At 28.4% G+C, this 19,991-nt stretch carries 25 protein-coding genes; 19 read left to right on the top strand and 6 right to left on the bottom strand.

The window, feature by feature from the left end:
* The first annotated feature begins 2 nt into the window (after positions 1–2).
* From AMN80_RS02670 to phoB, 7 genes are all read left to right on the top strand, one after another.
* Positions 3–1,154: an ATP-binding protein gene (locus AMN80_RS02670; protein ID WP_082256549.1), complete on the top strand. Its 1,152-nt coding sequence runs from the start codon at positions 3–5 to the stop codon at positions 1,152–1,154.
* 131 nt (positions 1,155–1,285) lie between these two features.
* Entirely contained in the window at positions 1,286–2,293 is a 1,008-nt protein-coding gene (locus tag AMN80_RS02675; RefSeq protein WP_425304128.1) for a substrate-binding domain-containing protein, read from the top strand.
* Positions 2,294–2,404: 111 nt separating this feature from the next.
* Entirely contained in the window at positions 2,405–3,808 is a 1,404-nt protein-coding gene (gene pstC / locus AMN80_RS02680; protein WP_075520447.1) for a phosphate ABC transporter permease subunit PstC, read from the top strand.
* Positions 3,801–5,063: a phosphate ABC transporter permease PstA gene (gene pstA, locus AMN80_RS02685; protein ID WP_075520448.1), complete on the top strand. Its 1,263-nt coding sequence runs from the start codon at positions 3,801–3,803 to the stop codon at positions 5,061–5,063. The genes pstC and pstA overlap by 8 nt, the downstream gene beginning before the upstream one ends.
* A complete protein-coding gene (pstB, locus tag AMN80_RS02690; protein ID WP_075520449.1) occupies positions 5,064–5,825 on the top strand; it encodes a phosphate ABC transporter ATP-binding protein PstB in 762 nt (253 codons plus the stop codon).
* A 3-nt stretch (positions 5,826–5,828) separates the two neighbouring features.
* The gene (gene phoU, locus AMN80_RS02695; RefSeq protein WP_075520450.1) at positions 5,829–6,521 is read left to right on the top strand and encodes a phosphate signaling complex protein PhoU; all 693 of its coding nucleotides are present in this window, start codon (positions 5,829–5,831) and stop codon (positions 6,519–6,521) included.
* A 3-nt stretch (positions 6,522–6,524) separates the two neighbouring features.
* On the top strand, positions 6,525–7,205 hold the full coding sequence (gene phoB / locus AMN80_RS02700; RefSeq protein ID WP_075520451.1) for a phosphate regulon transcriptional regulator PhoB: 681 nt from the start codon (positions 6,525–6,527) through the stop codon (positions 7,203–7,205).
* On the opposite strand, the gene AMN80_RS02705 is transcribed toward phoB, so the two are convergent.
* Genes AMN80_RS02705 through AMN80_RS02720 form a run of 4 tightly spaced genes read right to left on the bottom strand, consistent with a single transcriptional unit; the run spans position 7,202 to position 9,445 of the window.
* Positions 7,202–7,423: a DUF6552 family protein gene (locus AMN80_RS02705; protein ID WP_075520452.1), complete on the bottom strand. Its 222-nt coding sequence runs from the start codon at positions 7,421–7,423 to the stop codon at positions 7,202–7,204. The two genes, phoB and AMN80_RS02705, sit on opposite strands and share 4 nt — an antisense overlap.
* Before the next feature lie 51 nt (positions 7,424–7,474).
* A complete protein-coding gene (locus tag AMN80_RS02710; RefSeq protein ID WP_075520453.1) occupies positions 7,475–7,870 on the bottom strand; it encodes a Fur family transcriptional regulator in 396 nt (131 codons plus the stop codon).
* Between the two features lie 22 nt (positions 7,871–7,892).
* Positions 7,893–8,696: a metal ABC transporter permease gene (locus tag AMN80_RS02715; RefSeq protein WP_075520454.1), complete on the bottom strand. Its 804-nt coding sequence runs from the start codon at positions 8,694–8,696 to the stop codon at positions 7,893–7,895.
* Complete coding sequence (locus AMN80_RS02720) at positions 8,696–9,445, bottom strand: ATP-binding cassette domain-containing protein (protein ID WP_075520455.1); 750 nt, start codon at positions 9,443–9,445, stop codon at positions 8,696–8,698. The genes AMN80_RS02715 and AMN80_RS02720 overlap by 1 nt, the downstream gene beginning before the upstream one ends.
* 75 nt (positions 9,446–9,520) lie before the next feature.
* On the opposite strand from AMN80_RS02720, the gene znuA reads away from it, so the two are divergent.
* Entirely contained in the window at positions 9,521–10,516 is a 996-nt protein-coding gene (gene znuA / locus AMN80_RS02725) for a zinc ABC transporter substrate-binding protein ZnuA (RefSeq protein ID WP_075520456.1), read from the top strand.
* Between the two features lie 6 nt (positions 10,517–10,522).
* On the opposite strand, the gene xth is transcribed toward znuA, so the two are convergent.
* Complete coding sequence (gene xth, locus AMN80_RS02730; protein WP_075520457.1) at positions 10,523–11,299, bottom strand: exodeoxyribonuclease III; 777 nt, start codon at positions 11,297–11,299, stop codon at positions 10,523–10,525.
* Positions 11,299–11,616: a HesB/IscA family protein gene (locus AMN80_RS02735; protein ID WP_075520458.1), complete on the bottom strand. Its 318-nt coding sequence runs from the start codon at positions 11,614–11,616 to the stop codon at positions 11,299–11,301. The genes xth and AMN80_RS02735 overlap by 1 nt, the downstream gene beginning before the upstream one ends.
* Positions 11,617–11,666: 50 nt before the next feature.
* Here AMN80_RS02735 and AMN80_RS02740 point away from each other — a divergent pair, with 50 nt between their 5' ends.
* Genes AMN80_RS02740 through yajC form a run of 11 tightly spaced genes read left to right on the top strand, consistent with a single transcriptional unit; the run spans position 11,667 to position 19,982 of the window.
* Complete coding sequence (locus AMN80_RS02740) at positions 11,667–12,776, top strand: deoxyguanosinetriphosphate triphosphohydrolase (RefSeq protein ID WP_075520459.1); 1,110 nt, start codon at positions 11,667–11,669, stop codon at positions 12,774–12,776.
* Positions 12,773–14,494, top strand: coding sequence for an arginine--tRNA ligase (argS, locus tag AMN80_RS02745; RefSeq protein ID WP_075520460.1), 1,722 nt, complete (start codon positions 12,773–12,775; stop codon positions 14,492–14,494). Before AMN80_RS02740 ends, argS begins: the two co-directional genes overlap by 4 nt.
* On the top strand, positions 14,494–14,754 hold the full coding sequence (locus AMN80_RS02750) for a hypothetical protein (RefSeq protein WP_075520461.1): 261 nt from the start codon (positions 14,494–14,496) through the stop codon (positions 14,752–14,754). Before argS ends, AMN80_RS02750 begins: the two co-directional genes overlap by 1 nt.
* Positions 14,744–15,718, top strand: a complete 975-nt coding sequence (locus AMN80_RS02755) for a glycoside hydrolase family 3 N-terminal domain-containing protein (protein WP_075520462.1) — start codon at positions 14,744–14,746, stop codon at positions 15,716–15,718. Before AMN80_RS02750 ends, AMN80_RS02755 begins: the two co-directional genes overlap by 11 nt.
* Positions 15,696–16,433, top strand: a complete 738-nt coding sequence (locus AMN80_RS02760) for a segregation and condensation protein A (RefSeq protein ID WP_075520463.1) — start codon at positions 15,696–15,698, stop codon at positions 16,431–16,433. The genes AMN80_RS02755 and AMN80_RS02760 overlap by 23 nt, the downstream gene beginning before the upstream one ends.
* Positions 16,430–17,125, top strand: a complete 696-nt coding sequence (gene scpB, locus AMN80_RS02765; protein ID WP_075520464.1) for an SMC-Scp complex subunit ScpB — start codon at positions 16,430–16,432, stop codon at positions 17,123–17,125. Before AMN80_RS02760 ends, scpB begins: the two co-directional genes overlap by 4 nt.
* 43 nt (positions 17,126–17,168) lie before the next feature.
* Positions 17,169–17,381, top strand: a complete 213-nt coding sequence (gene tatA, locus AMN80_RS02770; protein ID WP_075520465.1) for a twin-arginine translocase TatA/TatE family subunit — start codon at positions 17,169–17,171, stop codon at positions 17,379–17,381.
* Between the two features lie 2 nt (positions 17,382–17,383).
* Positions 17,384–17,638: a twin-arginine translocase TatA/TatE family subunit gene (locus AMN80_RS02775; protein WP_075520466.1), complete on the top strand. Its 255-nt coding sequence runs from the start codon at positions 17,384–17,386 to the stop codon at positions 17,636–17,638.
* On the top strand, positions 17,625–18,389 hold the full coding sequence (gene tatC, locus AMN80_RS02780) for a twin-arginine translocase subunit TatC (protein WP_075520467.1): 765 nt from the start codon (positions 17,625–17,627) through the stop codon (positions 18,387–18,389). Before AMN80_RS02775 ends, tatC begins: the two co-directional genes overlap by 14 nt.
* The gene (gene serS, locus AMN80_RS02785; protein WP_075520468.1) at positions 18,382–19,641 is read left to right on the top strand and encodes a serine--tRNA ligase; all 1,260 of its coding nucleotides are present in this window, start codon (positions 18,382–18,384) and stop codon (positions 19,639–19,641) included. Before tatC ends, serS begins: the two co-directional genes overlap by 8 nt.
* Before the next feature lie 53 nt (positions 19,642–19,694).
* Complete coding sequence (gene yajC, locus AMN80_RS02790) at positions 19,695–19,982, top strand: preprotein translocase subunit YajC (protein ID WP_075520469.1); 288 nt, start codon at positions 19,695–19,697, stop codon at positions 19,980–19,982.
* Positions 19,983–19,991 lie beyond the last annotated feature (9 nt).

Here is a 19,991-nt window from a genome sequence, read left to right on the forward strand (position 1 = left end):
CTATGGAGTTACTTACTATAATCTTAATTTTCATAATTGGAATATTGTTTTTTTTATTACTCAAAAAGGAAAGGGTTCTAGGAATAAATTTAGAAGACAACCAAAAAGAAGTTAAAATAATTGAAAACAAAGATTATCAAAAAAATATTTTATCTTTATTAAATTATATACCAGAAGGCATAATAATAATAAATAAGTCAAAGGAAATTCTATATAACAATTCCTCAGCTCAAAAAAGATTTGAAACTAAATTGAATGAAAATATAAGCTCTTTTCTTAGGAATCCTGACTTGTTAATTTCAATAGAAAAAGCATTTAATAATCAAAAAGTAAAAGATTTAGAAATTGAGATTAGAAATCCATCTGTTCTAAGAATGAATATCAGTTTATTTTACGATAATAATAATTTATTTTTCGACGAAGAATCTTGCATGTTATTTATAAGAGATTTAACTGAATTTTATAAATTTCAGCAGCTTAAATCTGACTTTGTTGCTAATGTCTCACATGAATTAAGAACTCCATTACAATCAATTAAGATGGGATTGGAAACATTTGATAAAAATTCAGATATAAATAAGAATTCTGAAGTCAATAACTTATTACCTGTAATGATATCTCAATCTGAGAGAATGGAAAATTTGATCAGGGATTTACTATCTTTGTCAAAAATTGAATTACAAGAACATATTAGACCAACCCATGAAATTAATCTTATTGAGGTTATTGATTATGTGATTAAAACTTATGAAAACATTGTTAAAAAAAACAACGTAAACATTGAATTTCAAAAGACAGAAAATTTTAAAATTATTGGTGATAGAGATAAATTAATTGAAATATTTACAAACCTTATTGATAATTCAATAAAATATAGTGATAAAAATAAAGAGATTAAAATTACAACTAAGAAAGAGGGAAATTTAAATATAGTTTCTGTAGAAGATCAAGGTATAGGCATACCAAAAGAATTCATCCATAGGATCACAGAAAGATTTTATACAGTAGATCCAAGCAAAAGTAGAAGCGTCGGTGGAACAGGACTTGGGTTAGCTATAGTTAAACATCTTGTATCTCAGCATAGAGGTGAAATGGATATTTCAAGCGTTCAAAATCAAGGAACTAAAATAAGTGTTAAATTTAACTCTTTATAATTCAACTAAAAAGTTAGTCTTTGTCATAAAACTTTAACTTTATTTTAACAAAACTTTTAAAATTTGAACTTAAACATTTGTTCATGAAAGAATCTAAACAAGGAGAAAATATGAATAGATTGTTAAAATTAATGTTAGGATTTCTAATAGTATTTAGTTTCGCTACTAATAGTTATTCAAGAGATCAAATTAAAATCGTAGGATCATCAACTGTTTATCCATATGCTACTGTTGTAGCAGAAAAATTTGGTAAAGGTGGAAAATTCAAAACGCCGGTTATCGAAAGCACTGGAACAGGCGGTGGAATGAAGTTATTCTGTGCTGGAGTTGGTGCCAATCATCCGGATATAACAAATGCCTCAAGAGCTATTAAGCCAAAAGAAAAAACATTATGTGAAAAAAATGGTGTTACTGATATCATTGAAATAGTTGTTGGTAATGATGGTATCTCATTTGCACATTCAGTAAATTCACCTGATGCTGATTTTACCAAAGAACAACTTTGGAGGGCTTTAGCTGCAAAAGTTGACGTAGATGGAAAGCTTGTTGAAAATCCATATAAAAAATGGAGCGATATTGACACAAGTCTTCCAAACAAAAAAATTGAAATTTTAGTTGCACCACCGACATCTGGTACAAGAGACGCATGGAATTCGTTGGTTATGGCTAAAGGATGTACTAAAACTACTAAATCAATTTATGAAGCAGATGGTAAAAAAGCAAAAAAAGAGTGCGTAAAAATTAGAGAAGATGGTTATGCAGTTGAAGCAGGTGAAAATGACACTTTAATTGTTCAAAAACTTAGTTCGAATCCAGACGCATATGGTTTTTTTGGTTATAGTTATTTAGTTGCTAACAAAGATAAGATAAAAGCTTCAGCGGTTAATGGAGTAAAACCATCTTTACAGGGAATTCAAGATTACTCATATCCGATTGCAAGACCTTTATTTTTTTATGTAAAGAAGGCTCATGTTGGAGTAATTCCAGGTATTGAAGAATTTTTAAAAGAATTTACTTCAAAAAAAGCAATGAGTAACAGGGGATACTTAGCTCAAATAGGATTAGTCCCTTTGGCTTCAGATAAGTATCAATCAACAAGAACAGCTGCTTTAGAGTTAATTACAATTAACTTAAACTAAATTCTACTTTCCTCAAAAAAGGCCAGTTTTACCTGGCCTTTTTTTTCTTATTACAATTTAAAGTTTAGTTTGTAACAATTCTGTAACATTAAAAAGTTATCAATCTGGCGAATGAACCTAGTTCTTATTTTTTTAATTATCATATTCTCATCGTCATTGTTTTTTTATGGTAGGTCAAAAACTAAAAGTTTAGCCATATCAGGAAATATAAAACTAAATGCTTTACCTAAATTCTATGGATATTATCTTGTTTTATGGTGCTCAATTCCTGCATTAGTTTTCTTATTGATTTGGTCATTATTCGAACCAGTTATTATAAAATCAATTATAATTGATACTGCAGCAAAACAAGGTGCAATATTTAATGATAAAAATGAAGCGAATTTAGTATATGAAAAAATTAAAGCTATTCACTTAGGAACTTATGTAGGGGAGTTGGATAGTATATTAAAAGAAAGCGCACTAGCTTATGCTAAATTTATTAATATATTCGCAAACTCAAAAGTAGTATTGATATTTGGAATAATCATCGCTTCTACACTTTACTCACTCAAAAAGATAAAAAACAATAATAAAGCAAGAGATGATGTTGAGGTTATTTTAAAAGGATTATTATTTGTGTCGTCATTAATAGCAATACTAACGACATTAGGAATAATATTGTCCTTACTTTTTGAAAGTATAAAATTTTTCTCTGTAATTAATATATTTGACTATTTATTTGGCACTAACTGGAGTCCGCAGAGAGCATTTGTAAGAGATGCTTCTTCTATTACTCTTGCTGAGTACCAAGATTTAAAAGACGCATTTGGATTTGTTCCATTAATAGCTGGAACTGGTTTTATAGCTTTCTTAGCAATGCTTGTTGCTGTGCCGGTTGGTTTATTCTCCGGTATATATATGGCAGAATACGCATCGCTTAGAGTGAGAAGATTTTCAAAACCTGTTATTGAGATTTTAGCTGGGATTCCAACCGTAGTTTATGGTTTTTTTGCAGCATTAACAGTTGGGCCATTTTTTAGACAAGTGGGTGAAAATTTTGGACTTACTGTTTCCTCTGAAAGCGCTTTAGCAGCAGGGTTAATAATGGGTATAATGATTATCCCATACGTTTCATCTCTATCAGATGATGTAATTAATTCTGTACCTCAGTCATTAAGAGATGGTTCATACGCTGTGGGTGCCACAAAGTCAGAAACTATAAAAAAAGTTGTAATACCTGCTGCATTACCAGGAATTATTGGATCCATATTATTAGCTGTATCAAGAGCAATAGGGGAAACAATGATTGTAGTTATGGCTGCAGGTCTAGCAGCAAATCTTACAATTAATCCTTTAGAGTCAACCACAACAATTACTACTCAAATTGTAATGATACTTGTCGGTGACCAAGAGTTTGATAGTCCGAAAACTCAATCAGCTTTTGCGTTAGGATTAACATTATTTATTGCTACACTAATTTTGAATTTCATTGCTCAAAGAGCAGTTAAAAAATATAGAGAAAAGTATGACTAAAGAAGAAAGATTAAAAAAAAGACATAGTGCTGAAAAAAGATTTAGATTTTATGGATTAGCATCTATTTTTGTTGCTTTACTTTTTGTACTTATATTAGTTCAAAACATATTTTCCAAAGGAAGTTCAGCATTTATAAAAACAGTTATAAAAACTGAAGTTTTTTATAATCAAGAGCTACTAGAATTAAAAAATGGAGCCTCAGAAAAAGATATTATAAATGCAGATTTTTATGAGGTTATGATTGAAAGTCTAATTAAATCGTTTCCTGCAAAAAATATAGATGAAGAAAATGAACTAATAAGATTATTCAGTGCTGATGCTGAATATGAAATCAAAAAAGCTTTTTTAAACAATAATAATCTTATTGGTGAAAAAATTATTCTTGATTTAACAGCTTCGGATGACATCGATCAGCTTCACAAAGGAAACTACCCAAGAGACCTGCCAGAGGACAGAAGAAGAATTTCAAATTTTCAATTAGCTATTTATGACAATTTTGTAGAAAATGGTAAAATCGGTAAGAATTTCAATAATTATTATTTTACAAAAGGGGATTCCAGAGACCCAGAACTAGCTGGTATAGGCGGAGCTATAGTTGGATCGATTTATAGTATATTAATCTGCCTTCTTTTAGCTTTTCCAGTAGCTGTTTTAGCTTCAATTTATCTTGAGGAGTTTGCTCCTAAAAATAAAATAACTGATTTTATTGAAATAAATATTAATAATTTGGCTGCTGTCCCTTCAATAGTTTATGGTCTGCTTGCTTTACAAATATTATTAGCAACTATTCAATTGCCAAGATCTACGCCATTAGTAGCTGGTATCACTCTTGCATTGATGACATTACCTCGAATAATTATACCATGTAGAGCATCATTAAAAGCAGTACCACCATCAATAAGGGAAGGTGCCTTAGCCGTTGGAGCTTCTAAATTCCAATCGGTATTTCATCATGTAGTTCCATTAGCAATGCCAGGAACTTTGTCTGGTACAATAATTGGATTGGCCCAGGCATTGGGTGAAACTGCCCCTTTAATTCTAATTGGAATGGTAGCATTTGTAGTAGATATACCTTCAAGTCCAATAGATCCTTCGTCATCTTTACCAGTACAAGTTTACTTATGGTCTGAGTCTGCCGAGAGAGGTTTTGTTGAAAAAACTTCAGCAACTATTATGATATTGCTAACATTTCTTATGATTATGAATTTCTTAGCAGTATATTTAAGACAAAAATTTGAAAAAAGATGGAATTAGATGAATAAAGTTAAAATAAAATCAAAAAATTTAAACGTTCATTACGGACAAAAACAAGCATTGTTTGATGTTAACCTTGATTTGAATGAGAAAGAAGTAACTGCTCTAATTGGTCCCTCAGGATGTGGTAAGTCTACTTTTATAAGATGCATTAATAGAATGAATGATGTTATTGATATATGTAAAGTTACCGGTAACATTGAAATAGATGGAGTAGAAGTTAATGACAAGAATTTAGATGTAGTATCATTAAGAGAGAGAGTGGGGATGGTATTTCAAAAGCCCAATCCTTTTCCAAAAAGTATTTATGAAAATATATCTTATGGTCCAAAAATTCATGGCAAAGGTGATACAAAAAGTGAATTGGATGAAATCGTAGAAAACAGTCTTAAAAAATCAGCATTATGGGAGGAAGTTAAGGATCGTCTTGATGAACCAGGCACAAGTTTATCTGGCGGACAACAACAAAGACTTTGTATAGCAAGAGCGATATCAGTAAATCCTGAAGTCATACTTATGGACGAACCGTGTTCAGCTTTAGATCCAATAGCTACAGCAAAAATCGAGGAATTGATTGATGATCTTAAAAAAACATATACAATAGTTATTGTTACTCATTCTATGGCGCAAGCAGTTAGAGTTTCTCAGAAAACTGGCTTTTTCCATCTTGGAAAGCTTATAGAAGTAGGCAAAACTGAAAAAATTTTTAAAAACCCTGACAATAAAATGACACAAGATTATATTACAGGTAGGTTTGGATAGATTATGAGTAATGAGCATACAGTTAAATCATATGAAGAGGAGCTTCAAAATTTAAAAGACTCACTCATTAAAATGGGTAGTTTAACCGAGTCTCAAATGAGCGACTCTATGGATGCAATTATTAAAGTTGATAAAGATTCAATTGACAAGATAATAAAAAGTGATGATGAAATTAATAAATTTAGATCAGTTATTGATATTCAAATAATGAACCTTTTAGTTAAAAGAGCTCCAATGGCGATTGATTTAAGAGAAACAATAAGCTCACTCAAAATTTCTCAAGATTTGGAAAGAATTGGAGACCTATCCAAAAGTAATGCAAAAAAAATAAAGCCACTTCCTCTTGATTTACCAGAAGAACTATTATCAAATCTTAAAAGATTAGGTGATTTAGTTATTAAACAATTAAACGACGTTTTAGACAGTTATATCAATAAAAACTTTGATAAGGCTAAAACTGTATGGGAAAAAGATGAACAAGTCGATGATCTTACAAACATAGCTATGCAAAGTGTCATAGACTTTCTTTCAAAAGATAAAAAAAATCTAGATTTTTCAACACATCTTATTTTTGCTACGAAAAATTTAGAAAGAGCCGGAGACCATGTAACAAACATAGCTGAAACTATTTGTTATTTAATAAAAGGTGAATATCTTAAAGGTAGCAGACCAAAAGGTAAGCAAGCTCAAGAATAATTGATGAAGGGAAAAATTTTTATTATTGAAGATGAGACTTCAATAATTCAACTGGTACAACATAATTTAGAGAAAGAGGGGTTTGTTGTATCTTCGTCAACTAATGGTAATGATGGTTTAAAAGAATTAAAAAAATTTGAGCCCAATCTACTATTACTTGATTGGATGTTACCTGATTTATCTGGAATAGATGTTTGCAAAAGTCTTAGAAGAGACAAAAATTTTAAAAATTTGCCAATAATCATGTTAACAGCCAAAGGGGAAGAGGAAGATAAAGTTAAAGGATTGGAAAGTGGTGTAGATGATTACATAACAAAACCCTTCGGTTTTAATGAGTTGATGGCACGTATAAAAGCTTTACTAAGACGATCAGATCCTAAGACTGTATCTGATGATCTTATTTTTGAGGACTTGAAATTAGATAGAACTGAAAAAAGAGTTTTTAGAGATAATAATGAAATTCATCTTGGTCCTACTGAATTTAGACTTTTAGAATTTTTTTTATTAAATCCAAAGAGGGTTTTTTCAAGAGATCAAATTTTAGAAAGTGTGTGGCCAAATAATATAAATGTAGAAAGTAGAACAATAGATGTTCACATCAGAAGATTGAGACAATCTATAAACCTTTCTGGTAAAAAAGAACTTGTAAGAACGGTAAGATCTGCAGGTTATTCTTTGTCTTAAATTATAACTTTATAAATTCCAACTAAAAATAAAGGGACTTGTAATCCAAAGTTAGTAAGTATTGCTTTATCTTTACTTATAAACCCAGCAACTGTCCATCCAACAACTCCTAATCCATGAAAATATATATTAAGTGGATATATATTTAGATTTGTTAAAAGAATGCCAACTAAAACTAGAAATGTACTTATCCATTTAAGGTATTTTTTTACAAACATATTTTCCTCCTTAATTTGAAATATATAGATTTTTTGATTATTTCTTAATGTTTACTTACACTTTTTGCACAGACCGAAAAATTCAAGATTGTATTTGTTGAATTTCATACCTTCTTTATCTTGAAAATTTGATAGGTATTTCGACAGCTTTGAGCTACTAATTTCTTTTACATCTTCGCATGACTCACAAATAGAAAATGCTGTAGCATTTGTAATTGTACAAGCCGAATTTCTACAGGCAATAAATGCATTTCTACTTTCAATTTTATGGATTTTTCCTATTTCTACTAATTTATCTAATGCTCTATAAACCTGAGGAGGTGCTTTTAAACCTTTTTTTTGGACATTAAACAATATTGAATACGCTTTCATAGGTTGTGCAGATTTTTCAATAATATCTAAAACTATTTTTTGATTTTTTGATAAATATTTTTTTTTTTGAGCCATATTATATTTTACTAATTTCCATTTAATTGTTCAATTGAGTTTTCTTTTTTATTCTACTTAATGAAAGTATAAATAATAACAATCCAGTTGTAATTATAGATGGTCCCGATGGTGTATTAAATTCTAAAGATGCAAACAGACCAATTAAAACAGATAACAAGCCTCCAATTACAGAAAATATCACCATTTGCATCGGATTATCCGAAATATTTCTTGCCATTGCCGCAGGAAGTATAAGCATTCCTGTTATTAATAATAAACCTACCATTTTAATGGATATCGCAATTATTGCCGCTAACAATATTGTAAATATTGCATTATATTTTTCAGGTTTCATTCCCTCTGCCTCAGCTAATTCAAAATTAACAGTAGATGCAAACAAAGGTTTCCAGATAATTTTTAATACAATAAGAATTATAGCTCCACCAATCCATACAAGAATAATGTCGTTAACATTAACTGCAAGTATATCCCCAAATAAAAGCCCCATTAAATCAAATCTAATTGTTGCTAAGAGACCAATAACTACTAAACCTATAGCTAAAGATGAATGCGCAAGCAATCCTAGTAAAGCATCTGAGGGTAAATTAGTAGTTTTTTGTAATTTCAATAAAATTAATGCAACTATAGATGATGTAACAAAAACCGAGAAAGCCATATTAATTTCAATTGTGTACGATAAAGTTATTCCCAATAAAGCAGAGTGAGCTAATGTATCCCCAAAAAATGATAATCTCCTCCAAACTACAAAGCATCCAAGAGGGCCAGTTACTATTGCCATTCCAATCCCAACCAATAAAGCTCTTATAAAAAAATCATCTAACATTATTTTTTCTTTTCTATTGATCCATCAATATTGTGAACATGATCATGGGTGTGTTCATAAACAGATAATATTTTAGAAATATCTTTACCAAATATTTCTTGATATTTTTCATTGTTAGCTACATCTATCGGTGTACCAGAGCAGCAAACATGTCCATTCAAACATACAACGTGGTCTGTTTTAGACATAACCACATGAAGGTTATGTGAGATTAATAAAATTCCACAGTTTAATGTATCAGATATTTTTTTTATCAATTCGTATAATGCTATTTCACCATTAAAATCCACACCTTGCACAGGCTCATCAAGAACTAAAAGTTCTGGTTTTTTTGCAATAGCTCTAGCCATAAGTATTCTTTGAAACTCACCGCCAGATAAACTTTTTAGATCTTTATTTATTAAATGAGGCGTTCCTGTTATTTCTAATGCATATTTAATTTCATCATTAGTTGACGTATTTGTGAGATTCATAAAATCATTAACTCTAATAGGTAATGTCCAATCTATATTTATTCTCTGAGGTACATAGGCTATTTTTTCTGTAAATTTTTGCACCTTACCTTCAATATCTTTGTATAGTCCTAGAGTTATTTTAGCTGTTGTAGTTTTTCCAGATCCGTTTGGGCCAATGAGTGTAACAATCTGTCCTTTATTTATTTCAAATGTAACTCCTTTTACTAACCATTTGTCATTAGCAAACACCCCTACATTTTCTAATTTTACGAGAGAATTATTTATTTGTGTCATAAAAAAAATACTTGTAATTTCCTGTTATATTATTACAATGTTATAATATAACAATAAAAGATAAAGGTATTTATCATGAAAAATATTAGCAAAAATTTATTATTAACTCCATTTATTAGCATGCTTTTAGTCTTTGCGCCTGTTAAAGCAGATATTAATGTAGTTACATCTATTAAACCTCTACATTCACTAACAAGCTATATAATGGAAGGGGTGGGCGAACCTGGTTTAATTATCGATGGAGTTGCATCACCACATAATTTTCAAATAAAACCTTCACATGCAAAGATGCTTCAAAAAGCTGATTTAGTTATTTGGGTAGGTGAGGATTTAGAGAGTTTTTTACCAACAGCTTTGAAATCCATACCAAAAAATTCTATTGTTTTTCCTTTATTAGAACAAAGTGGATTAAAGAAATTAAAATTTAGAGAAAAAAATATTTTTGAAGGTCATGATGATCACGGACACGATGAACATGGTAAAAAAGAGGATGATCATGATGAACATGCAGAAAAAGAAGAAGGTCACGATGATCATGGACATGATGAACATGGCCACGCGCATGGAGATTATGATCCACACATTTGGTTAGATCCTTTAAATGCAAAAGTTATTGTTAAAAAAATTACAAATCAGTTAGTTAAAATAGATGCTGATAATAGCTCCGCTTATAAAGCAAATTCTAAAAAGCTTTTAAAAGATTTAGATAATTTAACTAGCACTATAAAAAAAGATCTAAATAAAAATGCAAGTTTTGTTGTTTTTCATGATGCTTACCAATATTTTGAAAAAAGATTTGGTCTATCTGTTATAGGCGCTTTAACAGTTAACCCAGACGTCATGCCCGGTGCTGAGCAATTATCAGAAATTAGAGAAGTTATCGAAGAGAAAAAAGTAAAATGTATATTTTCAGAGCCTCAATTTAACCCAGCGATAATTAAATCTATTGCAAGTGACACAGGTGTTAAAACTGGTGTTCTTGATCCATTAGGTGCAACTATAAATAAAAGTAAAAATATGTATTTTAATTTAATTGAAGATATGTCTAACGCATTAAAGGATTGTTCTTAATTAAATTTAATCGATTATTATTTCTATAGGTGTATGGTCTGAGGGTTTTTCTCTTCCTCTTGGGTATTTATTTATCTTAACATCTTTAATACTATCTATTAAAGAGCTTGAGACTAAAAAATGATCAATTCTCATACCATTATTTTTTTGCCATGCTCCACTCATATAATCCCAAAAAGTATAACCTTCCTTATCGGGATAAATGTACCTGTAAGTATCAAAGAAACCTAAATTAATAATTTCTCTAAATCTTTTCCTTATTTCTAATCTAAACAGGGCATCATTTTCATATGACTTTGGATTATGAACATCTTCAGCAGCAGGAATAATATTAAAATCTCCACCTATAATAATATTACTATTTTCTTTTAAATTTTTTTTTATTGTTTTTATAAAACTATCTAACCAATATAATTTATAATCATATTTTTCTGTATCTACTGGATTTCCATTTGGAGTATAAATATTTATTAAATTAATTTTTTTCTTTTTATGAGTTAATTCACCTGAAATTATTCTTGATTGTTTCATTTTATCTTTAAAAATATTTTGTTTTATATTGCTTAATTTACTCTTAGATATGAAGGCAACACCATTGTAACTTTTTTGTCCAAAAACATAACTTTCATATTTAAGGCTTTTAAATTCATCAAAAGGATAATTTTTTTCTTCAGTTTTTATTTCTTGCATCATTACAATGTCAGGAGAGGATTTTTTAAGATATTCTTTGATATTATTTATTCTAGCTCTTACAGAATTAACATTCCAAGAGCTTATTATCATTATAGAGAAAAAGAGACACCGCAACCACAAGATGATTTACTTTGTGGATTGCTAATTTTAAATTGTTCACCAATTAATTCTTTAACAAAGTCAACTTCTGATCCTTTTAATAAATCAGCTGATATTTTATCAATTAGAATATTGTTATATTGAATATCATCATCCTCTTTTTCAGTATCAACTGAAAAATTGTATTGGAAACCGGAACACCCACCACCCTTGATAGCGATTCTAAAAAAAGATCCTTTTTCCTTTTTGGATAACAAATGGTTTATTTGTTTTATCGCATTATCAGTAAATTTAATTTCTTTAATCATCTCGTAAGGCTGTTAATAGTAATATAATTATAATTTACCTTTTTTAAAGTATGAATAATTTCAAAAAACTTGGACAATTTAAGTCAACTGGAAGATTTTTTAATGAGAAAAATAGCTCATACAGAACGCCATTTCAAAGAGATAGAGATAGAATAATTCACTCTGCCTCTTTTAGAAGACTTAAGCATAAGACACAGGTGTTTGTTAATACAGAAGGTGATCACTTTAGAACTAGAATCACACACTCAATTGAAGTTTCACAGATAGCAAGATCGATTGCAAAGTATTTGAAATTAAATGATGATCTTGCGGAAACACTAAGTCTTGCTCATGATCTTGGTCACACACCATTTGGTCACGCTGGAGAAAATAGCCTAAAAGAATGCATGATTAATCACGGAGGTTTTGATCATAATTTGCAAACTTTAAGAATTGTAATGTTTCTTGAGAATAAATATTTAAAATTTAAAGGTCTTAATTTAACATTTGAAACTTTAGATGGTTTATTAAAACATAATGGACCTATATTAAATGTCAGTAGAGTAAATAATATAATAGGTATTAAAAATTTAAAAAATAAATTTAATTTTAATCAATATTCATCTTTAGAGTCACAAATTTCAAATATCTCTGATGATATAGCTTACAATAATCATGATATTCAAGATGGATTAAACGCAAATTTATTTAAACTTGAGGAAATTTTAGAAATCAATTTTTTTAAAGAAATTTTTAAAAGATATAAAAATGTTAAAAAAAATAAAATTTTGATTTATCAAATAATAAGAGATTCAATAGATTTAATGGTAAAAGATATTATTTCTAACAGTAAAAAAAATCTAAAGAAACATAAAATTAAAAATTTGAGAGATATTAAAAAAAATAATTTTAAAATAATAAATTTTTCTGAAAATTTTCAACAAATCGATAGTGAACTTAAAAAATTTTTAAGAAGCAAAATGTATAATAATAAAAAAGTATTATCTAAAAATACTAAAGGCCAAAAAATTATAAAATATTTATTTGCTTATATCTGTAAAAATCCAAAAAAATTTATTAAAAACCAAAAAATAAATAAGGATAAGTTTAGATCTGTTTCTGATTTTATTTCAGGAATGACAGACAGATATGCTATAAACCTTTACAATAATTTAAAATGAACATTTTCGACATTTATCTTAACAAAATTAAAAATATAGTTACTAATAATTCCGCTAATTTAAAAATTCCTCAAAATTTATCAGGTATTAACGTAGATACAGCTCCTTCTAAATTTAAAGCTGATATTTCAACAAATGTCTGCATGGTTCTTTCCTCATTAAATAAATTGCCACCAACTGAGATTTACAAACAACTTAATTTAGATGATCTACAAAACGATAAAGACATAGAAAATATTGAGTTTGTTAAACCAGGTTTTGTTAATATAAAATTTGTTAAGAAATTCTGGAATACTTTTTTAACAAAAATGCTCAATGATCAAAAATATGGAGCAAGTCTTAAAAATGATAAAAAAAATTATTTACTGGAATTTGTTTCTGCTAATCCAACAGGCCCCTTACATGTAGGCCATTGTCGTGGTGCTATATATGGAGATGCTTTGTGTAATCTTTTAAAATTTTGTGATCATAAAGTTACCAAAGAATATTATGTAAACGATCACGGTAATCAGATCAAAAACTTTTCTTTATCTGTATACTTTAGAATTAAGGAAAAATTATTTAACGAAGAATACCCTAAGGATGAAAATTTATATCCAGGAGATTACATAATTGAAATAGCAGAACAAATTATTAGTAAAAATTCTATTAAGAATTATGAAAATTATGAAAAAATTTCAGATGAACTCTCTAAATTGAGTGTTGTTGCTTCTTTAGAAATAATAAAAAAAAATCTAAATTCTTTAGGTGTTGTTCACGATAATTTTGTAAGTGAAAATAATATTATTAATTCAAAAGAAGTTGATGAAGCTATAGATAATTTAAAAAAGAACAATTTAGTATTTAAAGGCAAGATCGAGGCGCCTGAAGGTGAAGATAAGTCTAAATGGGTTGAAAGAGAGCAACTACTATTCAAATCTACAAATTATGGTGACGATAAAGATAGAGCTTTAACAAAAAGTGATAATTCTTGGACATATTTTGCTGGCGATATTGCTTATCACAACAACAAATTAAAGAGAAATTTTGATGAATACATAAATATTCTTGGTGCAGACCATGCTGGTTATATTAAAAGAATTAATTCTGTTGTAGATGCTCTCTCTAATAAAAAGAAAAATCTAATTTGTAAAGTTACTCAGCTTGTAAAATTGATTAAAGACGGCAAACCCTTCAAAATGTCAAAAAGAAAAGGTGATTATATAATTGTTGATGATTTAGTTAACGAGGTAGGTAAGGATGCAACTCGTTTTATAATGTTGAGTAGAAGTAATGATGTCCAATTAGAGTTTGATTTTGAAAAAGTTAAAGAAAAATCAAAAGATAACCCCCTCTATTATGTTCAATATTGTTATGCAAGGATCTGTTCTGTTTTTAAAAATGCTGATGAAAAAATAGAAAATAACCTAACTGAAGTTGAAAAAAATTATGAATTTAATGATGAAGAAATAAAAATAATAAATAAAATTTCTGAATGGCCTAAATGTGTAGAGGTATCCTCACAAAAACTAGAGCCACACAGAATACCTATCTATTTATATCAACTGTCAGCTTTATTTCATTCATATTGGAACATGGGAAAAGATAATGAGTCAATGAGGTTCTTAGATAAGAGTAAAAAACTAAATAAAAACAAAGCGGTTCTATTAAATAGTGTTTTAAAAACTATTGGCACTGGAATGAAAATATTAGATGTAAATACGCCGGAAACCATGTAATGATTAAAGAAATTAAATATATTTTTTTCGTATTTATAATTTCTTTATTTATATTTTTTACTGTTAAATACTACATATCTGATGAGTTTGAAAAAAAGTATTATAAATCAATTAACAATCTAGACTCTAAATTAGATTTAAAGAAAAATAGTTTAATAAAGTTAGATAGTGATACAGATAATATTATTGAATATATTGACGAAAAAGAAAACAAGGAAAAAAAATTATCATTTTGGGACCTGATCAAAAATGAAGATTAGTCAAAAGAGGTCATTTATATCTGGTTTGAAGTCTACAAATTTGTCAAATAAAGAAATTTTATTTCTTAAAAAATATAAACCATGGGGAATAATATTGTTTGAGAGAAATATTAGGAGTTTAGATCAGACCAAAAAGCTGATCCAATCAATTAAAAAGATATTTAAAGATCAAAACTATCCCATTCTTATTGATGAAGAAGGAGGAAGAGTTAATAGACTAAAAAAAATAATAGACACCAAATTACATTCTTCGAAATTTTTTGGTGATATGTATAAAAAAGATAAAAAAAAATCACTTCTTTATTATAAAATTTACATTGATCAAATAAGCTATTTATTAAACAACTTAGGCATAAATATTAATACTGTGCCTGTTCTGGATATAGCTCGAGAAAAAACTTCTAAAGTAATAGGTGACAGATCATTTTCGAAAAATAAAAAAATAGTTAATATTTTTGGTAATTTTACGATCGATCAATTTCATAAGAATAATATAGCAACTGTAATTAAACATATACCAGGTCACGGCCTAGGCAAAGTTGACTCACACTACAAACTACCAATTATAAACAATAGTAATCAATATTTACTTAAAAATGATTTTTTGACGTTTAAAAATAAAAACTCTCTTTTTGCTATGACTGGTCATTTACTTTTTAAAAAAATTGATAATCTAAATTCTGTAACTCATTCAAAAAAAATAATTAAATTAATAAGAAATAAAATAAATTTTAAAAATTTAATAATGTCAGACGATATATCAATGAAAGCTCTACCATATGGTATTAAAAATAATGTTATTAAAGCATTTACCGCAGGTTGTGATTTAGTTTTACATTGTAATGCTAATTTAAAAGAAATGCATATAGTTGCAGAAAATTCACCAAAATTGAGTAAATTTATAATAAAAATTACAAATAAATATTATAAGCTAGTGTCCAATGGAGAATCAAGATTCAACTAATACTTTTCAGGTAAATCTAGATCAATTTAATGGTCCTTTAGATTTACTTTTAGATTTAGCAAAATCTCAAAAAGTTAATTTAGAAAACATATCAATTACTTTATTGGCTGATCAATTTTTAGAATATATTAATAAGGTTAAAGATATTAATTTAGATATTGCATCAGAATATTTAGTTATGGCAACTTGGCTTGCGTATTTAAAATCAAAATTACTACTTCCAATAACTGATGAAGAAGAGTTTAAAGTTCATGAAGTTGCTGAAAGATTAAAATTACAATTAAAAAAATTAGAATTAATAAGATTACTGTCTGATCAAATGCTTAAGAGAAAAAGACTTGGAAAAGATATCTTTGTAAGAGGTATTAAAGGTAGAATTCGTTCTATTTATAGTTCTACATATAAATTATCTTTATACGAACTTCTAAAAACTTATTCTGCAATTGTCATGCAAAAGGATTTTCAAAGAATGAATATTCCCAAATTACCAGTTTGCACAACAGAAGAAGGTATAAAATTAATTAAAAGCATTATAAAAAAACTAGAAGATTGGAAAAACCTTGAGGACATTATTCCAAAAGCCTTTAAAAAATCAAATTTAAAAAAAACTGGACGTGCTAGTATTTTTGCTGGATCATTAGAATTAGTAAAAGAGGGGACTGTTATTTTAAAACAAGACAAATTATTTGATGAGATTTATATTAAACAAAAATGAAGAACGAAAAGAAAAAAAATAACGTAATTTCATTTCCAGGCCAATTATCTACTGGAGAGAGGGAAGTTGAAGCTATTTTATTTGCTGCAGTAGAACCTTTAGAAATAGAAACCATAGAAGATAGAATTTCAAAAAAAATTGATGTTAAGAAAATTTTAAAAAAATTAGAAGATGTTTATAAAAATAGGGGAATTAATTTAGTTTGCATTTCAAATAAATGGTCATTTAGAACAGCATCAAATTTGTCGTCTTTAATGTCCAAACAAAAAACAGTTGAGAAAAAACTTTCCAAAGCTGCTATTGAGACACTATCAATTATTGTATATCACCAGCCGGTAACTAGAGCTGAAATAGAAGAAATTAGAGGTGTTGCTTTTGGTACAAATACTCTTGATATTCTAATGGAACTTAATTGGGTAAAACCAATGGGCAGAAAAGAAATTCCTGGGAAACCAATACAGTATGGAACTACAGAGGATTTTTTGAGCCATTTTAATTTGCAAAAATTGTCTGATTTACCAACCGTTGATGAACTAGGATCAGCAGGATTGATTGACAGCTCAACTATTGACTCATCTATATTTGGAACTGGAAAATTTTACAAAGAAAAACAAGATGAGAAAAAAGAAAATATTTATTCTAATATTGATGAAATGCTCAATAGCACCTTAAATGATGACGCTAAAGAGTAAAATTCTACTTTAAAATCAGCTACAAAGAGGTTATATATAATTTATGAGTATAGGTTTTTGGCAAATTGCAATCGTAGTTATCTTAGTAGTTCTTCTTTTTGGAAGAGGAAAAATTTCAAGCTTAATGGGAGATGTTGCAAAAGGCATTAAGAGTTTTAAAAAAGGGATGGCTACTGATCCTGGTGATGAAAAACCAAAAAATATTTCAGAAAATACTGAAGACAACAACAATCAAGACTCTCCAAATAAAGAATAAAAATGCCACAAATTGGCTGGCTAGAACTTATTATAATAATCGGTCTTTCAATTGTAATAATTGGGCCTAAAGATTTTCCTGTCGTGTTGAAAAAAATTGGATCTTGGTTTGGTTCTGTAAAAAGATACGTAAGTAACTTGCAAAACGAAATGACAAATTTGGAGGAAAACAGTATTGAGATTAATAATCAAACCTTTGACATAAATAATCCAAGTGAAAATGAAGAAAAAAAAGTAGATAAAAATGAAGGAAAATAAAGAAGAGGGATTCATAAGTCATTTAACTGAATTAAGAAAAAGATTAATTCACTCCTTTATATTTTTAACTATTTTATTTGTTGTATGTTACATTTTTTCTGAAGAGATTTATGGTTTTCTAGTTTCGCCTTATGCAGAAGCGGTTAAAGATAGTCAAATAGAAAGAAGATTAATATTTACTGCGTTACAAGAAACTTTTTTAACTTATATCAAGGTTGCTTTTTTTGCAGCATTCTTTTTAACTTGTCCATATATTTTAATTCAAATATGGAAATTCATTGCACCGGGTCTGTATGAGCATGAAAAATCTGCTTTAATGCCTTATCTGGTTCTTACACCAATTCTTTTTTTATTAGGTGGAATGCTTGTTTATTATTTAATAATGCCTCTTGCTATTAAATTTTTTCTTTCTTTTGAAAGCACTGGTTTAACAACAGCCCTACCTATACAGCTTGAAGCTAAAGTTAATGAATACTTATCATTAGTTATGAAGTTAATATTTGCTTTTGGTATAAGCTTTCAGCTTCCAGTTATTCTATCTTTATTAGCAAGAATTGGATTTATTGATTCGATTTTTTTAAGAGAGAGACGTAAATATGTTGTGATTATTATTTTTGCCGTTGCAGCTGTACTGACTCCGCCAGATCCTGTCACTCAAATTGGATTAGCGGTTCCATTGTTATTATTGTATGAATTATCAATAATATCTGTAAAAGTTATAGAAAAAAAGGCAGAAAAAAAAGATGCATGATATTAAATATATTAGAAATAATTTTTCTGAATTTAAAAAACAAGTAAATAATAGGAATACAGAAGTTAATCTTGATAAAATTTTAGAATTAGACACCAAAAACAGATCTTTGATACAAGAAAAAGAAAAACTTGAATCAGAAAAAAAAACCCTTTCAAAACAAAATGACAAAAGTTTATTTGCAAAATCGAAAGATTTATCTAAAAAAATTGATAAAATTAGTGAAGATCAATTAAATGAAAGGAAAAAGCTAAATCAAATTTTATCTCAAATTCCCAATATAGCTCTTGAAGATGTACCTGTTGGCAAAGATGAAAAATCTAATAAAGAAATAAAGAAAAGTGGCAACATTCCTAATTTTAAATTTAAACCTAAATCACATTACGAATTAGGTGAAAATTTGAATATGCTTGATTTTGAACTAGCAACCAAGACAACTGGATCAAGATTTGTATTTGTTAAAGATAAATTAGCTCAATTGGAAAGAGCAATATCAAATTTTATGATTGATACACATATAAATGAAAATGGTTATAAAGAAATTTCCCCGCCATTATTTGCAAGTGAAAATAGTATGTTTGGAACAGGACAAATGCCAAAATTCGAGGATGATCAATTTGAAATAAAACTTGATAATAAATCTGGAAGAAAATTTCTAATACCAACTGCTGAAGTAATATTAACGAATATGGTTAATGATACCATACTAAATCATTCTGATTTACCTTTAAGATTTGTTGCATCAACACCATGTTTTAGAAAAGAAGCTGGGAGTTACGGAAAAGACACCAAAGGCATGATAAGGCAGCATCAATTTTATAAAGTTGAGTTAGTTAGCATTGTTGACCCAGTTAATTGTAAAGATGAACTTGAAAGGATGACTAGTTCAGCTTGTAAAATATTAGATAAACTTAAATTACCTTACAGAGTAATAAAACTTTGCACAGGAGATATGGGTTTTAGCGCCCAAAAAACTTATGATATAGAAGTATGGCTACCATCAGAAAATATTTATAGAGAAATTTCTAGCTGCTCTACATGTGGAACTTTTCAGGCTAGAAGAATGAAAGCTAGATTTAAAAAATCTAATAATGAAAAAGAATTCTTAGGCACTCTAAATGGTAGCGGTCTTGCAGTAGGGAGAACTTTGATTGCAATATTAGAAAACTATCAGCAAGAGGATGGGTCTATTCTAATTCCTGATATTCTAAGACCATATATGAACAATTTAGAAGTTATTTCTAAGATTTAGAGTTGTTAAAATAATATTAATGGTATAATAGGTACTTTAACAAAATTTAATTTATGTCAGAGTCTGGAATAGCACAACTAATACCTTTAATACTAATTTTTATAATTTTTTATTTCTTTTTAATTAGGCCACAGCAAAAAAAAGTAAAAGAACATAAAGTCATGGTAGAAGGTTTAAAACGTGGCGACAAAGTAATTACTTCAGGTGGTATAGTTGGTACAGTAGAAAGAATTATAGAAAACGATAGAGCAGAAATACTTATAGCAGACAATGTAAAAGTTGAAGTGATCAAATCTACAGGCGTACAAGCCTTGATTAGTGGAACAGAACCAAAAAAATAGTCAATTTAA

It is taken from the genome of Candidatus Pelagibacter communis (assembly GCF_001179985.1).
Lineage (GTDB): Bacteria > Pseudomonadota > Alphaproteobacteria > Pelagibacterales > Pelagibacteraceae > Pelagibacter > Pelagibacter ubique_J.

Bases quoted from the DNA above. Each gene is read 5' to 3' on its own strand.
- pstC (WP_075520447.1), top strand. From the start codon at position 2,405: ATGAACCTAGTTCTTATTTTTTTAATTATCATATTCTCATCGTCATTG.
- AMN80_RS02755 (WP_075520462.1), top strand. From the start codon at position 14,744: ATGAAGATTAGTCAAAAGAGGTCATTTATATCTGGTTTGAAGTCTACA.
- AMN80_RS02760 (WP_075520463.1), top strand. From the start codon at position 15,696: ATGGAGAATCAAGATTCAACTAATACTTTTCAGGTAAATCTAGATCAA.
- argS (WP_075520460.1), top strand. From the start codon at position 12,773: ATGAACATTTTCGACATTTATCTTAACAAAATTAAAAATATAGTTACT.
- AMN80_RS02675 (WP_425304128.1), top strand. From the start codon at position 1,286: ATGTTAGGATTTCTAATAGTATTTAGTTTCGCTACTAATAGTTATTCA.
- AMN80_RS02715 (WP_075520454.1), bottom strand. From the start codon at position 8,696: ATGTTAGATGATTTTTTTATAAGAGCTTTATTGGTTGGGATTGGAATG.
- xth (WP_075520457.1), bottom strand. From the start codon at position 11,299: ATGATAATAAGCTCTTGGAATGTTAATTCTGTAAGAGCTAGAATAAAT.
- AMN80_RS02750 (WP_075520461.1), top strand. From the start codon at position 14,494: ATGATTAAAGAAATTAAATATATTTTTTTCGTATTTATAATTTCTTTA.
- znuA (WP_075520456.1), top strand. From the start codon at position 9,521: ATGAAAAATATTAGCAAAAATTTATTATTAACTCCATTTATTAGCATG.
- AMN80_RS02735 (WP_075520458.1), bottom strand. From the start codon at position 11,616: ATGATTAAAGAAATTAAATTTACTGATAATGCGATAAAACAAATAAAC.
- tatC (WP_075520467.1), top strand. From the start codon at position 17,625: ATGAAGGAAAATAAAGAAGAGGGATTCATAAGTCATTTAACTGAATTA.
- phoU (WP_075520450.1), top strand. From the start codon at position 5,829: ATGAGTAATGAGCATACAGTTAAATCATATGAAGAGGAGCTTCAAAAT.
- pstB (WP_075520449.1), top strand. From the start codon at position 5,064: ATGAATAAAGTTAAAATAAAATCAAAAAATTTAAACGTTCATTACGGA.
- AMN80_RS02775 (WP_075520466.1), top strand. From the start codon at position 17,384: ATGCCACAAATTGGCTGGCTAGAACTTATTATAATAATCGGTCTTTCA.
- serS (WP_075520468.1), top strand. From the start codon at position 18,382: ATGCATGATATTAAATATATTAGAAATAATTTTTCTGAATTTAAAAAA.
- AMN80_RS02670 (WP_082256549.1), top strand. From the start codon at position 3: ATGGAGTTACTTACTATAATCTTAATTTTCATAATTGGAATATTGTTT.
- scpB (WP_075520464.1), top strand. From the start codon at position 16,430: ATGAAGAACGAAAAGAAAAAAAATAACGTAATTTCATTTCCAGGCCAA.
- AMN80_RS02705 (WP_075520452.1), bottom strand. From the start codon at position 7,423: ATGTTTGTAAAAAAATACCTTAAATGGATAAGTACATTTCTAGTTTTA.
- tatA (WP_075520465.1), top strand. From the start codon at position 17,169: ATGAGTATAGGTTTTTGGCAAATTGCAATCGTAGTTATCTTAGTAGTT.
- AMN80_RS02710 (WP_075520453.1), bottom strand. From the start codon at position 7,870: ATGGCTCAAAAAAAAAAATATTTATCAAAAAATCAAAAAATAGTTTTA.
- AMN80_RS02720 (WP_075520455.1), bottom strand. From the start codon at position 9,445: ATGACACAAATAAATAATTCTCTCGTAAAATTAGAAAATGTAGGGGTG.
- phoB (WP_075520451.1), top strand. From the start codon at position 6,525: ATGAAGGGAAAAATTTTTATTATTGAAGATGAGACTTCAATAATTCAA.
- AMN80_RS02740 (WP_075520459.1), top strand. From the start codon at position 11,667: ATGAATAATTTCAAAAAACTTGGACAATTTAAGTCAACTGGAAGATTT.
- pstA (WP_075520448.1), top strand. From the start codon at position 3,801: ATGACTAAAGAAGAAAGATTAAAAAAAAGACATAGTGCTGAAAAAAGA.
- yajC (WP_075520469.1), top strand. From the start codon at position 19,695: ATGTCAGAGTCTGGAATAGCACAACTAATACCTTTAATACTAATTTTT.